This window comes from Deltaproteobacteria bacterium, assembly GCA_016874735.1.
Taxonomy (GTDB): domain Bacteria; phylum Bdellovibrionota_B; class Oligoflexia; order Oligoflexales; family CAIYRB01; genus CAIYRB01.
This window is the reverse complement of sequence record VGTI01000042.1, coordinates 16,228-31,636: the sequence shown is the minus strand read 5'-3', so window position 1 is coordinate 31,636 and position 15,409 is coordinate 16,228. Positions and strand designations below refer to the sequence as shown.

General features: G+C 53.7%; 17 protein-coding genes. 5 read left to right on the top strand and 12 right to left on the bottom strand.

What is annotated here, in order from left to right; translation table 11 throughout:
- Positions 1–313 precede the first annotated feature (313 nt).
- Complete coding sequence (locus FJ146_14760) at positions 314–2,158, top strand: hypothetical protein (protein MBM4253228.1); 1,845 nt, start codon at positions 314–316, stop codon at positions 2,156–2,158.
- Positions 2,159–2,163: 5 nt separating this feature from the next.
- On the opposite strand, the gene FJ146_14755 is transcribed toward FJ146_14760, so the two are convergent.
- A complete protein-coding gene (locus FJ146_14755; protein MBM4253227.1) occupies positions 2,164–3,414 on the bottom strand; it encodes a glycoside hydrolase family 5 protein in 1,251 nt (416 codons plus the stop codon).
- Between the two features lie 22 nt (positions 3,415–3,436).
- A complete protein-coding gene (gene ygiD / locus FJ146_14750) occupies positions 3,437–4,225 on the bottom strand; it encodes a 4,5-DOPA dioxygenase extradiol (protein MBM4253226.1) in 789 nt (262 codons plus the stop codon).
- Between the two features lie 169 nt (positions 4,226–4,394).
- Here ygiD and FJ146_14745 point away from each other — a divergent pair, with 169 nt between their 5' ends.
- Together FJ146_14745 and FJ146_14740 are read left to right on the top strand one after the other, a co-directional pair.
- Positions 4,395–4,631, top strand: coding sequence for a hypothetical protein (locus FJ146_14745; protein MBM4253225.1), 237 nt, complete (start codon positions 4,395–4,397; stop codon positions 4,629–4,631).
- 85 nt (positions 4,632–4,716) lie between these two features.
- Positions 4,717–5,037 (top strand): hypothetical protein, encoded by a 321-nt coding sequence (locus FJ146_14740; GenBank protein MBM4253224.1) that lies wholly within the window; start codon positions 4,717–4,719, stop codon positions 5,035–5,037.
- Positions 5,038–5,045: 8 nt separating this feature from the next.
- On the opposite strand, the gene FJ146_14735 is transcribed toward FJ146_14740, so the two are convergent.
- Together FJ146_14735 and FJ146_14730 are read right to left on the bottom strand one after the other, a co-directional pair.
- Positions 5,046–6,317, bottom strand: a complete 1,272-nt coding sequence (locus FJ146_14735; GenBank protein ID MBM4253223.1) for a hypothetical protein — start codon at positions 6,315–6,317, stop codon at positions 5,046–5,048.
- Between the two features lie 7 nt (positions 6,318–6,324).
- Positions 6,325–7,371: an NAD(P)-dependent alcohol dehydrogenase gene (locus tag FJ146_14730; protein ID MBM4253222.1), complete on the bottom strand. Its 1,047-nt coding sequence runs from the start codon at positions 7,369–7,371 to the stop codon at positions 6,325–6,327.
- Between the two features lie 204 nt (positions 7,372–7,575).
- Here FJ146_14730 and FJ146_14725 point away from each other — a divergent pair, with 204 nt between their 5' ends.
- Positions 7,576–8,118, top strand: coding sequence for a hypothetical protein (locus tag FJ146_14725; GenBank protein MBM4253221.1), 543 nt, complete (start codon positions 7,576–7,578; stop codon positions 8,116–8,118).
- Here FJ146_14725 and FJ146_14720 read toward each other — a convergent pair.
- Positions 8,115–8,876, bottom strand: coding sequence for a polyprenol monophosphomannose synthase (locus FJ146_14720; GenBank protein ID MBM4253220.1), 762 nt, complete (start codon positions 8,874–8,876; stop codon positions 8,115–8,117). The two genes, FJ146_14725 and FJ146_14720, sit on opposite strands and share 4 nt — an antisense overlap.
- 253 nt (positions 8,877–9,129) lie before the next feature.
- Here FJ146_14720 and FJ146_14715 point away from each other — a divergent pair, with 253 nt between their 5' ends.
- Entirely contained in the window at positions 9,130–9,342 is a 213-nt protein-coding gene (locus FJ146_14715) for a hypothetical protein (GenBank protein MBM4253219.1), read from the top strand.
- Here the strand turns inward: FJ146_14715 and FJ146_14710 are convergent.
- The 7 genes from FJ146_14710 to FJ146_14680 all read right to left on the bottom strand — a co-directional run bounded on the left by FJ146_14710 (position 9,339) and on the right by FJ146_14680 (position 15,374).
- On the bottom strand, positions 9,339–9,647 hold the full coding sequence (locus FJ146_14710) for an HNH endonuclease (GenBank protein ID MBM4253218.1): 309 nt from the start codon (positions 9,645–9,647) through the stop codon (positions 9,339–9,341). The two genes, FJ146_14715 and FJ146_14710, sit on opposite strands and share 4 nt — an antisense overlap.
- A gap of 52 nt (positions 9,648–9,699) precedes the next feature.
- Positions 9,700–11,739 (bottom strand): S9 family peptidase, encoded by a 2,040-nt coding sequence (locus FJ146_14705; GenBank protein MBM4253217.1) that lies wholly within the window; start codon positions 11,737–11,739, stop codon positions 9,700–9,702.
- A gap of 70 nt (positions 11,740–11,809) precedes the next feature.
- On the bottom strand, positions 11,810–12,586 hold the full coding sequence (locus FJ146_14700; protein MBM4253216.1) for a hypothetical protein: 777 nt from the start codon (positions 12,584–12,586) through the stop codon (positions 11,810–11,812).
- A complete protein-coding gene (locus tag FJ146_14695) occupies positions 12,586–13,554 on the bottom strand; it encodes an ABC transporter ATP-binding protein (protein MBM4253215.1) in 969 nt (322 codons plus the stop codon). The genes FJ146_14700 and FJ146_14695 overlap by 1 nt, the downstream gene beginning before the upstream one ends.
- On the bottom strand, positions 13,544–14,263 hold the full coding sequence (locus FJ146_14690) for a hypothetical protein (protein ID MBM4253214.1): 720 nt from the start codon (positions 14,261–14,263) through the stop codon (positions 13,544–13,546). The genes FJ146_14695 and FJ146_14690 overlap by 11 nt, the downstream gene beginning before the upstream one ends.
- A gap of 1 nt (position 14,264) precedes the next feature.
- Positions 14,265–14,561, bottom strand: coding sequence for a YggT family protein (locus FJ146_14685; protein MBM4253213.1), 297 nt, complete (start codon positions 14,559–14,561; stop codon positions 14,265–14,267).
- 117 nt (positions 14,562–14,678) lie between these two features.
- Entirely contained in the window at positions 14,679–15,374 is a 696-nt protein-coding gene (locus FJ146_14680) for a YggS family pyridoxal phosphate-dependent enzyme (GenBank protein MBM4253212.1), read from the bottom strand.
- Positions 15,375–15,409: the final 35 nt, after the last annotated feature.

The window sequence follows — 15,409 nt, the reverse complement described above, 5'->3', positions numbered from 1 at the left end:
GCTTTGACAGGCTTTGTCACGGGGCGGGAACCGTCCTCAGGTGTGGAGGGTGGGGTTACCCGCCCGCTGAAGCACGAAACTCTGACCATACCGGAGCGCTCTTGTCAGAGAGCGTGAGGATTGGTCGGGGTAGTTCATTGATTACTATCTAGTAAGCGATGGCAGAATCGTTGATTCATCGACAGATCTTACCTTTAAAAAATCTTTCCAAGAGGAGGACCCCGGCACTTTTAGGTTCACGCCGGCGGGCGGCGAAACAAAGCTCTACATTCACAGTACTATTCTTGGTAGTTTAGCGGCTAAGCCCAGGATCATGACACCAAAACAGGCGACGGACGAGCAACAAAGACTACAATTCTTTATCGGCATTGTGCTCGGCTCAGCATTAGCTGTAACTATTTATAATCTGGTTTTAGGTCTCATACTCAGACATCAAACACAGGTGATATTATCACTGATTTTTTTTGGATTCTTTGGTGTTGCGGCGCTGGTTTCAGGATCAGTTGAGCGAGTTTATCCAAGCATTGCACACAATGTCGGCTTGTTCGTCTTGCTTTTGTATTTGTCCGTGGCAATTGGCTTTATCGGCGTGCATAAGCTACGATCGATTCTTGACCATTGGAATTTAAACTCTAATCGTAATAAAATTGCTATTTTTGCATGGCTGGATCATAAACAGTCGTATCCCTCGGTAATTGCACTAGGGACGGTAATTCCCATTCTTGGCTATCACTCGCTATACTTGTTTTCCTTGCCGATTATTTTCACGATCTCCGCATTTTATGGCCATATGAATACCCGGCTCAATGAACCATCGGAGCGCCGGCAGCTTTTGGAAACTGCCTTCCTCTCAACTGTGATGGCTCTAGCAGTGAGTGTCTTATCGGCCTATGAGATCATAGAACCCGGCGTGATCAGAACACTGTTATTTGAAATCGTCGGAATAGTCGCCGGCATTCCTTTTGTGATCATCTCTACTCTTGACACCAAAGAGGTTGAACGAAGCCAACGTCGTTTTATCAAAGACATCAAAAATCAAGGCACGACGATTTCAGGCGCGAAGCAAGGCGACCCTATCGAAGAACTAGATGGTAAAGTACAAGATCGAGGCGATGCTTTGACCTATGCTCCTGAGGAGCACCAAATCGTCACGATGTTCGTCGATATCGCTGCGTTTTCCAAGATTACTGCGCCTTTACCATCGGATATTGTATTCCAGGAGCTATCACTCCGTCTAACCGCCATCACAGATATCATCAAAGAATTCGGTGGCAGCATCGACCGATCGCTAGGAGACGGTCTTTTGTGCTTTTTTGGCTATCGTTCCCAGCATAGTGCAGCTTTCAATACTCAGCGCGCATTTCTGGCAGCGCGCAAGATCCAGGAGTCTAGCGTAAGCCAAGTCCTAAGTGGCAAAAACGTCACGCACCAGAGCATGATCATGCCGGTACGCATTGGCATACATTCATCGGCACTCGTCCTTGGTAATCTGGGTGGTGGCACGCGCATAGACTTCAACATGATCGGCGCTGGAGTTAACTTCGCCAGTCGCCTCGAAACGGCCTGCACACCGTTTAAGATTATGTTTAGCGACACCTGCTACCACCACCTTGTGGAACTTGGCTATCACCCCGACGACTTTGCTCAGGTGGCAATCCACATAAAACACCGGGTTGATCTGGTTCATGCCTACGAATACGACCCCTTCAAACAACGCCGTCCCGAATTAAGACAGGCTGAAACAGCGTATTTTGACCAGTTGGGGATAAAACTTTCAGATCAGCGGTATGCAATACGCCAGCGTGGGACAGTCATTTTAAGACGCGGGGAGGTAGAATTCGCCGTCTGCGATTTGTCGCGATTTGGTTTTCGTGCTCTAGCCCGAACGCAATTTGGTCCGCAATCACGTCTGGTGGTGGATGTAGTTTTGGCAGACCCGGAGCAGATGGTCCACCTGCAGGAAAAGTTTGTCGATAGACTGACTGTCGAAGTGCGCTGGAGTCAGCATAGCACCACCGACGATGGCCAGTACGAGCATGGATTTAGAATCGTTGGTAGCAGCGCCGAGCAGCGTCAATACTTATTCGACCTAATAGCAAAGCACTACGCAGTCGTCGGCCCCGAGGACTTGGATGAATTAGTGCAAGAGGTAGCCTAGGATCCTCATTTCTGAATCGTATCCAAAACCTTAGTCCGCCAGTCCGTGAGACGACGCTGCCAATCGGGAGTGATCACGCCCCACTCTTCGACGCTACCGTTACCACCACGCACTCCGTTATTTAGCGGCCACATGCACCAGTCCAAGTCATTTTCCCTAAGATAGCGGACGAAGTAGTTGAGCCACTTGGGATCGTCTTTAGGGCCAGCGCCAAATTCACTGACCCACACCGGCGCTTGAAGACCATTTTTCCCCTTGAAGATAAATCCCCACCCTTTGTCGAGGCCGTCTCGCATCGATTCGTAGTTTAGCTTTTTGAGGTCGCCACCAAACCATGAATAGTTGTGGGGTGAGTAAATGACATGATTGGGCAAGGATAACTGAACCGGTTTAGTCGCCAGCCCCGAGAAGTCAGTGGCGTAGTTAAGGCCCTCGACGATGATTAGCAGGTCCGGGTTGATGCGCAAGAGCCGATTGCCCAAAATTTCCGATATTTTGTGCCAATCACGGTCGTCACCATGACCCCAGTTGGGTTCGCCGGTTGGTCCCGAACGTATTTCATTACGGAGATCGGCGCCAATGACCCACGGATTGTTTTTATAACGCGCAATGATCGCCTCCCAGTCAGCCATGAACTGCTCGGTGCTTTGGTCGTCATTGAACCACAAAGCGTTAGTGTCCCAGCCGCAGCACCAAACGGATGATGTAGTGTGGTTATTCAGAACGACATAGATACCCTGCGCGCTGAGTTCAGCGACGGTGGCATCAAAAACTTCTAGTGGGGATTTGCCTGCTAGTTGCGGATTGGCTTTGATGGCCTCTGCTGAGGTTTCCGTCATATGTAGCATCGCATTGGAAAAGGGTAGGCGCACCGAGTTGAAGCCAAGCTCCCTGATAAGCTTAACGACTTTAGCCACGGAGTTGTGGTCAAGCCCTCCTACCACGCTCCAGCCGTCAGAGCCTCCGTACCAGTTGGTGCCGTGAAGTTTGACCCGCTGCCCCTTTTGGTCGACGATCCAACGCCCCTTGGTAGTGAGGGGGAATGCCGGTGATGGTTTGCCCGTCGGCGCGCCGACGTTATCACCTGTATCGGCAATTGCATGGCGGGCACAGCCAACGGTCAAACTAACAAAAAAAAGGAACGAGTTGATTCTACTGATCCAATGCTTCACGGTGCCACTCTGCTTAAAAGTTGCGCGATAAAAAACGAGATTTAGAGTGTTGTAACTTTTCGCAATCGGATAGGCACTCACTATCTGCTTGCGAAGCTATCCAACCTCATTTGACGCCAAACTGCACACACCGCATCGACAGGGTGCCGTGCTGCATCCCCTCGTAGGGAAAGATGACCTGGTCCGATGGATCACTGGCGCCGTAGGCGTACACCAGGGGGATGTAATGCTCTGCTGTCGGCAATGCTCGGCTCCAAAGAGAAGCGTAGTCACCGATTTGACGCTTCAGCAGAAAGTCTTCGTCGCGCGCCACAAGCGCCTTGGCCATGCGCGCGTCAAAGCTGGTCGCCCACTTCTGCGCCGCAGCATTCTCATCCCAATCTATGTCACCGAGATTGTGAGTGATGTTACCGCTCCCAATGATGAGAACCCCCTCTTCCCTAAGCGGCCTTAGGGCACTGGCGACGGCAAGATGACCATCCAGATGGAGACGCTGGTTGATGCTAAGCGGCACTACGGGAACGTCGGCCGCAGGGTACATGTGGCGTAGGACAGACCAGACGCCGTGATCGAGGCCCCAAGACTCGTCGTCCTCGGCACCAAAAGGTGTGAGTAGCGTCGCTACCCGCAACGCCACGGAGGCCGCTCCCTTAGCCGGATAGACAATTTCTGAAAGCTCTTTGGGGAAACCCGAAAAGTCATAGATCGTCTTGGGCTCCCCGATGGTGAGCACCTTGGTGGTGCGGCTGCGCCAATGGGCCGACACGATAAGCACGGCCTTCGGTCGGGGTAACTCGTCACCAAGCCGCTTCAGTGCCCGGGTGAATTCGTTATCGGCTAGCGCATTAACTGGTGAGCCGTGGGCTAAAAACAAAGTCGGCAGCTTGCTCGCCATGAACGTACTCCATCTTATTGATTCTCATTGTACCGGGAAGGCAACTCCCAAGGCCATAGTTGCGCGGCAGGCCTGTTACTTTGTACAGAAACGAGCCTTCTCAGTGCGAGCTGACTGAGCTATCGACGTTATCAGGTGTATGAACATCGGTGACTCAGGAGGCTGACACATGGCGCACACTAAAAACCTAACTGGACGTCTTTTATTCGCGTTCCTTAGCCTTACAGCGGCAGCCAGTGTCTCAAGTTGTGGACACTCCCAGGTGACTCAAGTGAAGGCTGCACAGTACCGATCCCATCAAGCCAAGGTGGGTGTGCTCCTGGCCTCGCACGGCGATAGCGATGACCTCTCAGAGCTTGAAGACTACATCAAAATGGCCTTCAAGCGTTACACCTGGCCTGAGTGAAACTAGGTTTTTCACTTGCTAACGCCTAGCCTTCCTTTATGCTAGGCGCCAGATGATCCCCCAATTAACGATTTAAGGAGCTACTATGCTACTTCGCAAAGCTTTGATCGCATCCTCTTTGTTTCTTGGCACGAGCGCTTTTGCTGCAGCACCGGAAATTAACTGCTCTGGAGCCGATGGCCTGAGCCTGAAACTTGAGATCGAGTACGGCACTGGCCTGGGCACCCTCACCTACACTCTGGGTGAAGAGACCAAGACCATCGCAGGTCTGGACACCAGTTTTGTTGACGATGTTGGCGCCGCGACCAAAGGCACCGAAGTGCTGCTCGTCGTGACCCCAGTCGGTACCAAACGCATTGGCCAACTCATCCTCGCGGGCAAAACTCACCTGCTCCGCTGCGAGTGATCATCGCTTCATCGCTTGGGTCTGAGACCCAAAGTGATACGGATGCGCAAAAACCAGCCGATGACGCGCTCCCATAGCGACAGGGGGCGACTCTCGGCTGCCAAAATACCGCGCGCTGCAGCCATATAAAGCACAAATGGCAGCGCCTTGCGTGGTCTGGCACGCGTCCACTGCAGAGCTGCGACAGTAGCGGCCGATGCAATGCCAATCGGACCGAATACTGTGGCGAGCGCTGATGCAGCCGTTGCTGCGGCCGTGGCCCCCACCCCACTCGCCATGCCACCCACCAAAGTTGCCAAGCCGCTAGATGCCACCAGTGCCAAACGCGCCCCGGCAAGGCGACCAGCGACCAAGCCACCGGCAAACAGCGTGGATTTAACAGACTCACTCCAGTAACTGTCACCGAAATTTGACCGCACCACACTTTCAAAGCGCTTCAGCTGCTCACCCGAAAGCTTATCAATACTCTCAGCGGTGACTCGCACGACAACGCGCTCCTCTAGGAGCTCCTCGCTATCGGTGACTTTATAATCCGGAATCTCCAACTCTTCGGCAAGACTCAGGAGTAAAGTCTTATAAGGTGGCGCCTCAGACCAAAGCGCCATGACTTTATTGTGATGAGCCTTGGTGAGCTCGGCGAGAATCTCCTGGCGTAATTTCTGTGCCTCCCAGGCTACGCGCACATCGATGCCCATGTACACAGCTAGCTCGCGGTATTGATCATAGGTCAGGGCATCAAATAACGGAAAATATTCCTGCTCCTGATCCCTGCTCGCCTTAAATTGCGCGGCGTCAAAATATAGTGCGGAGATGGCCTGCCCAGCCAACCAAACTCCCGTCGCACGGGCTAACGGTGCACCACCAACCTTGAGGCCAAACTTACGCACCACAGGACCAAAATTGCCGTAAAAGGCGCTACCGACCCAGTAAACATGCGACACGAGTTCCGTGGCGTTACTTATGTTGTTGTAGAGATCAACAGCGCCCCGTGCCTTACGCCAGCCGATCTTGTGAAGAGACACTTTAGAGCAAACCTGCTCAACCCTCCGCTGCGCCCTGCCAATGTCCTCAATACTGATATCGTCGACCGTCTTGCCGAACAGGGTTGCGATCTCAGTCGCCATCTGGAAGATCGAGCTCTTTACTTGGCCGTCCTTCATTGACGGCCAAGCTGCCTCCATAGCGTGACGACGGATCACCGCTTGCACAGCTTTTTCTGCTGTGCTCTTAGCGGTATCAACATTGCCGTCCGTAGCCGTGTTGACAAGGTCCTTAGCCACTTTATTCCTACTTCAAACTGACCATATCAATTACAAAACGGTATTTTACATCACTTTTGAGCATACGGTCATAGGCATCGTTAATTTTCTGGATCGGAATCAGTTCTATGTCGCTCATTATTTCATGTTTAGCGCAGAAATCCAGCATCTCCTGTGTCTCCGGTAACCCACCAATCAGAGACCCAGCTATCCGACGACGACCAAAAATAAGATTAAAGCCCTGAATGGTGGGATCCTTGTCCGGAACCCCGACTAAACACAGGGTACCGTCACGCCGCAAGAGAGAGACCAAGACATTGAGGTCGTGCGGGGCTGACACAGTGTCTAAAATGAAATCGAAGCTACCCACATGCTTCTGCATCTCGTCGGCGTTGCGGGATAGCACTACCTCATGGGCACCAAGGCGCAATGCATCGGCTTTTTTGTTCTCTGACGTAGTAAAACAAACTGTGTGTGCACCGAATGCGCGAGCAAATTTAACGCCCATATGGCCTAGGCCACCAAGACCAACGATGCCGACCTTTTGCCCCGGACCTACCTTCCAGTGCCTGAGTGGCGAATAGGTTGTGATGCCAGCACAAAGCAAAGGTGCCACGCGTGCTAAATCGAGGTTACTCGGCACTTGCAGAGTAAAGGCCTCATCAACGACGATGTTTTGCGCGTAACCACCGTAGGTCGGTGTGTTGCCATCTCGCTCAAAACTATTGTAGGTCCCGACCATGCCGTTTACACAGAATTGCTCAAGTCCGTCCTTGCAATTAACGCAGGTGCGACATGAGTCTACAAGACATCCCACAGCGGCGAGATCGCCGACCTTAAACTTAGTCACCTTACTACCAACTCTGGTGACTTTACCGACAATCTCGTGACCTGGGACCATCGGATAGATGGAATTGCCCCACTCATTACGTGCTTGATGAATGTCGGAATGACACACGCCGCAATGAGTGATTTCGATCAAGACGTCATGATCCCGTGGTTCACGGCGCTCAAACTTAAACGACGCCAGCGGTTTTGTCGCTGCCAACGCCGCGTAACCTAATGATGCTACCATAAAAAAAACTCCCATTTGTTTGGGGGGCACTTTTGCTTGCAAGGCCACTCTGGCCGCCACCTCGATCAAACACAGTTGTGACGCCCCGGTCAATCCGCGATGACATGAAGACGGACTAGGACGCGACAGGATTGACTACTTTGTAATGACTGGCGATCTTATGGGCGTCCGACGACGAGAGCCACGTACCGAGGATTTTTTACCGTGGAAGCATTTCATGACGACGAGCTGGGTCTAACCCTGCGATCAGAGAAATTTAGACTTATTGCCAAGTTGGTTAGTGAGTGGGAGCAGGATGGTGGAGCGCCACCAGAGTCCCTACGCGCACTGATCATGGACCAACGTAACGTTCCTAAAGTCCTGCCGACCATTCGGTTTGGGCACGATTACCTGATCTGCAACGGAGCAAGCCTGGACCTGCATGATCGCCCGGTGACGATGCGCCTATTTCGGGCGTTCTGCAGGTCTCCCACTCTAGAATGCTCACGCGAGGATTTACTGACGCAGGTGTACCGCATTCGCTACCCGGACTACTGCACGGATCGTTATGTCGAGGCAGTCTACGCTAAGACAGTTAAGCTGATTAGTCGGGCCAGGATTTTGGCCACGACCATACTCAGTCATGCTGTAGGCTTCGGTATCGAGTGGTTTGTCTACGATCAAGAGCGCAAAATCTGGTGCCTATACCGGATGCGCAACGAGTATCTAAACCAGAAACTCGGACTCAGCAGTCTCAAGTGCAGTTAGCGGCGCACAGGGGCGGCGGCGGCTCCGCTGCGGCCCGTTCTCTCGGCTAATTGACGCTCGATATAACCGCGCTGCGCGGCTAGCATCCAAATTCTGTATATGGCCTCGGCAACTATGCTACCAGCCATCTTGGACTGGCCCGCGCGGCGCTCCACAAAGAGGATGGGGACTTCACGCAAATCGTAACCAGCCAGATGGGCTCGAAATTTAAGCTCAACCTGGAATGTGTAGCCCTCACTGCGGATTTGATCTGGGCCGATATCCTCTACTACTTGGCGATGCCAGGCGTTGAAGCCACCAGTTAAATCACGAGCCTTGAGACCGAGAATAGTGCGGGCGTAAAGACTTCCGCCACGGCTGATAAACTGCCGCATGCGACTCCAGTTGCGCGTCCCACCACCTGGGATGTAGCGGCTACCGATCACCACTGGGCTAGACGGCACTAACCTTAAAATCGCGGCCAAATCCTCAGGACGATGGGAGTGATCGGCGTCCATCTCAACGAGCACATCATAGCCGTTGGCTAGGCCCCATTTAAAGGCCGCAACATAGGCCGTGCCTAGGCCCAGTTTACCCGGACGACTGATCAAATGAATACGCCCAGGGTGCAAGCCCTGGAGCTCCGCTATCACACGCTGGGTGCCGTCCTGGCTGTTGTCGTCGACAAATAGAATGTCGACCCCAGGTGCATGGTGCCGAATACCGTCCGTCAGAGGTCCGATATTTTCCGCTTCGTTGTACGTCGGGATGATGACCAGAGTCTTTAACACAGCGCTCTGCAAACAGGGTCTCCTCGGGCTGAGCTGACTTGCTCCCTACGTTGTGCCTGGAAAGGCTAATGTTGTATATTGATACTCTCAAACTGATCCACTTAATTGTTGGTGGATAGTAAATTTCCTCATTATAGCAGGGTCTTGGGTTACGCTGGCGGAAGTCTCGGGATAAATCCAGTGATTCATCAGTCAATGCCGGAGCTTCCAAACCGGCACCAACAATTAAGTGGATCAGCTAATGGGTGAAAACAAAGACGACAAAAACGTGGTCAACATGGCTGAGGCCCGCCGCCGCCAGCGCACTGATCGGATAGCCGGCGCCTCGAAGTCTCCCGGTCGGTCTAAGGCATCGAGCTCTTTGGGTAAAAAGCTATGGGGTTACGTACAGGTGGTGCTATTTTTGGGACTGATTTTTTACTTTATGCAGCTCTGTCGCGGACCGCAGCTCTAAGCGCCGGTTACGTGGGTGCTCACCTGCAGAGTCTCCAAGTATAGTAGCCAGTCGGCCGCCGTCAGGTCGCGCTTTTGTGTGTTGCAGCTTTTGCAGGCCACCACCACGTTACCTGGGGTGGAGCGACCGCCACGAGCGATAGGCACGAGATGGTCCATCGTTGCCTCTGCCTTGGCCAAGTCTTTGGCACAGTAATAACAGCGGGCCTTGGCGATAGCCGTCTGCCACCAGCGCGACTTACGCATAAGACGCGCTGCCTCGCGCTCGCGCCTTATATGCTGCTCTGAAGCTACGTCATCGAACATTAAGCCACCTCTCCCCCATCGGCACCGCCTTAGCACCGATGGAGACAGGACGTCAACTGCCGCTCAGTTGCGCCCAAAGGTAACTATATTCCAGCGCATAGCGTTCGGCATGCTGCTGCAGGTTGGCACTGGCACCATGGCCACCCTCGATATTCTCGAAGTATAAGAAGGGCTTGCGTAAATCCTGCATGCGTGCCGCCATCTTACGAGCATGCCCCGGGTGAACGCGGTCATCCTTGGTTGAGGTGACAAAAAACACCCTAGGATAACTTTTGTCGCCCTTGAGGTTCTGAAAGGGTGAGTAACGTTGAATCACGGAGCGCATGGCTGGATCATCAGGGTCGCCGTACTCGGCCATCCAGCTCGCTCCGGCTAGGAGCTTATGGTAGCGGAGCATATCCAATAGGGGAACTTGGCAAATCACCGCATGAAAGAGCTCCGGTCGCTGCGTGAACGTCGCGCCCATCAGGAGTCCACCGTTACTGCCACCTTGAATGCCCAAGTGGCGTGGCGAGGTGATCTTATGGCTGATCAGGTCTTCAGCGACTGCAGCAAAGTCGTCAAACGCCGTCTGGCGTTTTTCCTTGAGTGCGGCCTGATGCCAGCGCGGACCGAACTCGCCCCCACCACGAATATTGGCAAGCGCATAAACTCCACCGCGCTCCAGCCACAGTTTACCCACCGCAGCGGCGTAATTGGGCTGCATAGGGACCTCAAACCCACCATATCCGTAAAGTAGTGTTGGATTCTTGCCGTCGTATTTGATGCCCTCTTTGTGCACCAGGAAGTAAGGCACACGTGTCCCGTCCTTGCTAACGGCAAACTCCTGGGTGATCGTCAGCCCGGTAGCATCAAAGCGCGGTGGCACCTGCTGCACCAAGGTCTTCTTGAGTGAGCCACCCTCTACTGCATAGAGGCTAGGCGGGACCAAGAAATCCTCGTAACTGAGAAGCAGACGGTCACTATCATCATCGACCGATACTAGTCCGACGCTGCCCTGACCAGGCAACGACACATTCTGTGTCTCCCACTGCACAGCGTCTTCGCTAGCTTTACGTTCCAGACGCACAACTTTGCCGCGCACGTCATCAAGCAGCGACACGAATAAATAGTTCTGACTGCGCGCGACGGATTTCAGTGCTTGAGACACGGACGGCGTGAAGACCGCTGTGAATTCTGGTTTACCCTTGATCAAAGGGCGCAGATCAGTGGCCACCAGTGATCCGGCTGGGATCGCGCCCAAGGCGGAGCGGTTGATAAACAGTAGCTGCCCCTGGTAGACACCCTGCAGGCTTATATCAGTAGGCAATGGTAGCGCAGCCAGCTCGCCGTCGAGATCGTAATAAAGTTTCTCGGTAAAAAACGTCATGGCCCGAGTAAAAAATACATGCTCCTGGTCACCATCGTGAATCACCACCGCATGTACCGACACATCCGAGGCCGCGCCTTCAAACACGACGGGAGCACTGGCGGCTGCCTTGCCCCGCGCCCAAGCGCGCACCACCCGCGGGTAGCCGGAGCTTGTGCGATTCTCCTGAGTCGTTGCATCCTTGAAAAATACGCGATCTTGTGTCGACCAAATGAGTCCCGATTTCGACGGCGCGAGATCGTAGCCCTCCGTCACGAACTGCTTGGTCGTCAGGTCAAATTCGCGGAAATAGCTGGCGTCACTGCCGCCGTCCGAGAGTTTAACCAGGCATCGCTCGTAAGCGGGGCGCAAACACACGGCACCACGGTACACGTAGTTCTTGCCGTCACGCTTGGCCAAGTCATCAACGTCGAGCAAGAGCTGCCAATCAGGCTTGCCACTCTGGTAGGATTGCCAGCTGGTACGACGCCAGATCCCGCGGACGTGCTCGCTGTCCTGCCAAAAGTTATAGACAAATTCACCTTGAATATGACCCACGGCCAATTTGTCTTTCGCCTCAAGGATCTTTAAAGCAGCGCCTTTGAACTCATCGAAACGCGGATATTTGTGAAGTTCAGCACTGGAGCGCTCGTTTTCCGCCCGGACCCAAGCTAATGCTTTGGGGCCTTCAACTTCCTCCAACCAGAGGTAGGCACCATCGCTCTTGGTCTTGGTCGTCGCCATGGCGTGTCCTTGAACTAAACATAAACAGCAAATCGCTGCATAATAACATTGTTTCAACATCGTTGTCCTTTCAACTGGCGATGACATCGCCCTTACTAAACATGAGACTGGATACAGTTAAGGTGATTGCTATCAGCAAAACTCCGTAGCCTATCTGATCGCTCAATGCTGCTGCAGTAATGGCACGCTGCTCTTGAACGCGATCGATGAGATTAAAATGCTGGAGATTCCACACACGAGTGATGCCACGAACCAGCTCTTGTGAGTATTGGGAAGACTCGGGGCTAAGAGTTCCTGCCACGGCTTGACTCATCAGTCCGGTCAGCCAAAGCCCAATGCTCGCAAATAATGCGAGCGCAAAACGCATGATAACAGCCAAGGTGACAGCAACGGAACTTAGCACTAACCAACCAAGCACCATCATCAAATAAACGGCCACTTGAGCATCTGTCATCAGTCCGTAACCGAACATCAGGAGTCCAAGTTGCCAAATGACAAGCAGCATGACGGCTAGAAGAAGCTGAGTCAGCGCTAAGCCCAAGTATTTACCAAGTAACCACGATGTACGCGACAGCGGTGCGGCTAGTTGCCACTCGATGGCCCCATCGTGGCGCGAATCGCTAACCATTTTGGCACCCCAGAATAACGCCGTTAGGCTACCCAGAAGCTGCATCCCGAAATAACCGACGTCGAACAGAATCTTGACACGGTCCTCAATCGACCACGTGCTCGCCAGACCGGCAAGTACCGTAAGGACGACGCCAGCGACCGCAACGGCACGGACAATTTGGTCACGTCGCAGCAGAGTCCAATTTTGCCAGGCAACGGCGCAAAGCTTACGCAACATCAGACGTCCCCCCCATAATGCTGCAGAAGTGCATCTTCAAACGCACGCTCGTCGGCACCAAATTGAGTGACCACAAATCCTGCCGCTAGCAGGGCTTGCAACCATTTGGCGCTGTGCTCGTAGCCGACAAAACTAAGTTCCGCAAGGACACCTTCTTGTCTTAAACTACGCCACGGTGGCAGTCCCTCTTTGGCGGCGAACCGCTCAATGGCATCAGCGCGGAGTCCCGAGACTTGAATCGTGTAGGACTGCGCCGGATTAGGCCCAAGGCTACCCGAGGCCACAAGTTCCCCACGACGCAGCACGTGGTAAAAATCACAGAGAGCAGTGACCTGCGCCAGTTCATGAGTGCACAACAGAATCGTCGTATGACGTTTCTTTTCGGCGCCGATCCAGTCGATCATCTGGCGGCGCGCCAACGGATCTAATCCAGATGCAGGCTCGTCCAGAATCAAAATTGACGGTGCATGGATGGTTGCCTGGGCCCAGCCGAGGCGACGCGCCATGCCCTTAGAGAGGCGACCGATCTGCTTATCAGCGTGGTCTTGCAGATTCACGTGAGCCAACGCAGTTTTCACTGCCTCACGCCGATCGGCAGCGGTTTTGAACCGCTCGGACATAAACATCTGGAGCTGATAGCTCAGGACCTCCCGCGGTGTTAGCAGGGCAGGCAGCTTATTGAGTTCTGGTAGGTAACCAATCTTGGCTCTGTCCCGCGTCGTTATCTCTCGCTCTCCGCATTGGATCGAGCCCTTGTCGGACTTAAGGAGGCCGAGAATCAGCTTAATAGTAGTCGTTTTACCTGCGCCATTGTGACCCAGAAGACCGGTACATCTGCCCGCGGCAAATCGACAGGTTAAATCTTTGACCGCCAGCTGCGGACCACGCAGAAGATCGGTGCGGAATACTTTACTTATGCCATTGAGAGCTAAATCCTCTGCACCTGTGCTTGGAACCTCAGTTTGCATGTTCTGCCTCCGCTGGCATCGTCGATGCTGGCTGCTGCCTCTCACCTTCTTCTACTTGCGGTACCTCTAGGTCCGGACGTATGCCGCGATCGATACCAATGGACTCGAAGAACGACCGCTTAATCGCCGCCCGCTCATTGCTGTCTATGGCGCTGCGCGCGGCAAGTTTGGTGGCGAGAGAGGTAAAATAAGCGGGAGCTCCCGGCCTTGATCCTGCAAGCTCATAATAAAGCGCTCCAGTCGCGGGATCGTTCAGAACAAATGCCGTGATATAACCCTGCGTCATGGGAATACGCCAACTGCCCGGCATTGCATTCATACCATCGACGATAATGGCCTGACACTCCTCTGGTATCTTGAACTCGAAGGCGAGGACAAAACAACTGAGCAAGTAAAGCGACTCAAGTTTGGGACCATGCCGGGTCACCGTACGTATGGTCTTTATAAGCTCCCGCGGATCAAAGCTCTTGATATCTTTGTCCCCGAGTGCTTGGAGGAGCCAGATATCGGCAAAGTCGTCATAAAGCCCGCGATATCCCAGAGTCAACGTGTTCAGCACAGACGTCGAGAGTTGACTCAAAGGGGGTGGCGGTACCATCGCCTGCCGCGCTGCCGTGGACGAGGCAAGACGCTCCGTCACCTGCATGAACATCCCAAGCAGCAGGGCAATCCAAACCACTACTGCCAAAACAACACGAAGCCGCCTCATACTAAGCACCAAGACGTGCTTCCATACGAAGATAAGGGATGATCCCGTACTGGATAAACATGATGATGAGCAGAACAATCATTGGCGCCCAATCGATAGGGCCCGGCAATAAATTGCGGGTCAACCGGCGGAGTGGTCGGAACATCGGCTCTGTCAGGCTACGCACGGTCCCGACAAGTTGGTTTCCAGGGTCACCGCCGACCCAGCTGATGATGACAGATGCGATCACCAGAACTTGGACCAGGTTCAGAATCACATCTAAAATTCTCGCTATCGCGTCGGCAATGGGACCGAACATGCGCGTTTCCTTTTGTTAGTGCTCAAAAAATTTTGCTCACATTGGCGAGCATGGATCATTCGGTACGATCATAGCTGAACGATCCTAAAGGTCTACCCATCTGGCCAAAAAAAACGACTAGGCACCCTTGCGACGCGGACCGAACAGGGCCGTGCCGATACGGACGCAGTCACTCCCAGCACTAACGGCCTGGCGCAAATCGGCCGTCATGCCTAAGGAGAGTTCACGAGCGCCAATCTGATCCGCTAGGCGCCTGAGGTCGCGATAAATCTCTGGTGGAGCCTCTGGTGCGTCCGGTGGCAGGGGCGGTGGGATCGCCATGATGCCGCGCAAATCTAGCTCCGGCAACTCCGTCGCGATGATCGAGGCAAGACGCAGCGCCTCCTCACTGTTAGCCCCGTCCTTACTGCTCTCATCACCGGCGTTGACCAGAATGTGGACGGCGATTGGCAGCCTGGGAGCGTGTTCGCGAGCAGCCTTGGCCAATAGGCGGGCGTGGCGCTCGTTACCTACGGACTGAATCTCCGCAGCCACCTTGACCAGCTGTGCCATCTTGTTAGTTTGCAGGCGCCCGATGAAAATCCAGCGCAGGTCAGCCAAGTCGTTGAGCTCGTGCGCTTTAGACACAAGCTCCTGCACATAATTCTCACCAAATTGACGCTGCCCCAAGGCATATAGGTCACGGACAGCCGCGGCACCGTGCATCTTACTCACGGCGATCAAACGCACGGGCTTTGCCGTTGAACCGGCGGCCCTAACGGCATCGGCTACCGCACCGAGCACTTGGGTGTATCGCTTTTGGGTGTCATCCATAGACTCTAAGCTTTACCCCTACCGGCAGCCCCTGT

Coding starts and splice junctions, on each gene's coding strand:
- FJ146_14745 (MBM4253225.1), top strand. CDS start 4,395: ATGGCGCACACTAAAAACCTAACTGGACGTCTTTTATTCGCGTTCCTT.
- FJ146_14690 (MBM4253214.1), bottom strand. CDS start 14,263: ATGAGGCGGCTTCGTGTTGTTTTGGCAGTAGTGGTTTGGATTGCCCTG.
- FJ146_14685 (MBM4253213.1), bottom strand. CDS start 14,561: ATGTTCGGTCCCATTGCCGACGCGATAGCGAGAATTTTAGATGTGATT.
- FJ146_14740 (MBM4253224.1), top strand. CDS start 4,717: ATGCTACTTCGCAAAGCTTTGATCGCATCCTCTTTGTTTCTTGGCACG.
- ygiD (MBM4253226.1), bottom strand. CDS start 4,225: ATGGCGAGCAAGCTGCCGACTTTGTTTTTAGCCCACGGCTCACCAGTT.
- FJ146_14700 (MBM4253216.1), bottom strand. CDS start 12,586: ATGTTGCGTAAGCTTTGCGCCGTTGCCTGGCAAAATTGGACTCTGCTG.
- FJ146_14760 (MBM4253228.1), top strand. CDS start 314: ATGACACCAAAACAGGCGACGGACGAGCAACAAAGACTACAATTCTTT.
- FJ146_14730 (MBM4253222.1), bottom strand. CDS start 7,371: ATGGTAGCATCATTAGGTTACGCGGCGTTGGCAGCGACAAAACCGCTG.
- FJ146_14710 (MBM4253218.1), bottom strand. CDS start 9,647: ATGTTCGATGACGTAGCTTCAGAGCAGCATATAAGGCGCGAGCGCGAG.
- FJ146_14680 (MBM4253212.1), bottom strand. CDS start 15,374: ATGGATGACACCCAAAAGCGATACACCCAAGTGCTCGGTGCGGTAGCC.
- FJ146_14705 (MBM4253217.1), bottom strand. CDS start 11,739: ATGGCGACGACCAAGACCAAGAGCGATGGTGCCTACCTCTGGTTGGAG.
- FJ146_14695 (MBM4253215.1), bottom strand. CDS start 13,554: ATGCAAACTGAGGTTCCAAGCACAGGTGCAGAGGATTTAGCTCTCAAT.
- FJ146_14715 (MBM4253219.1), top strand. CDS start 9,130: ATGGGTGAAAACAAAGACGACAAAAACGTGGTCAACATGGCTGAGGCC.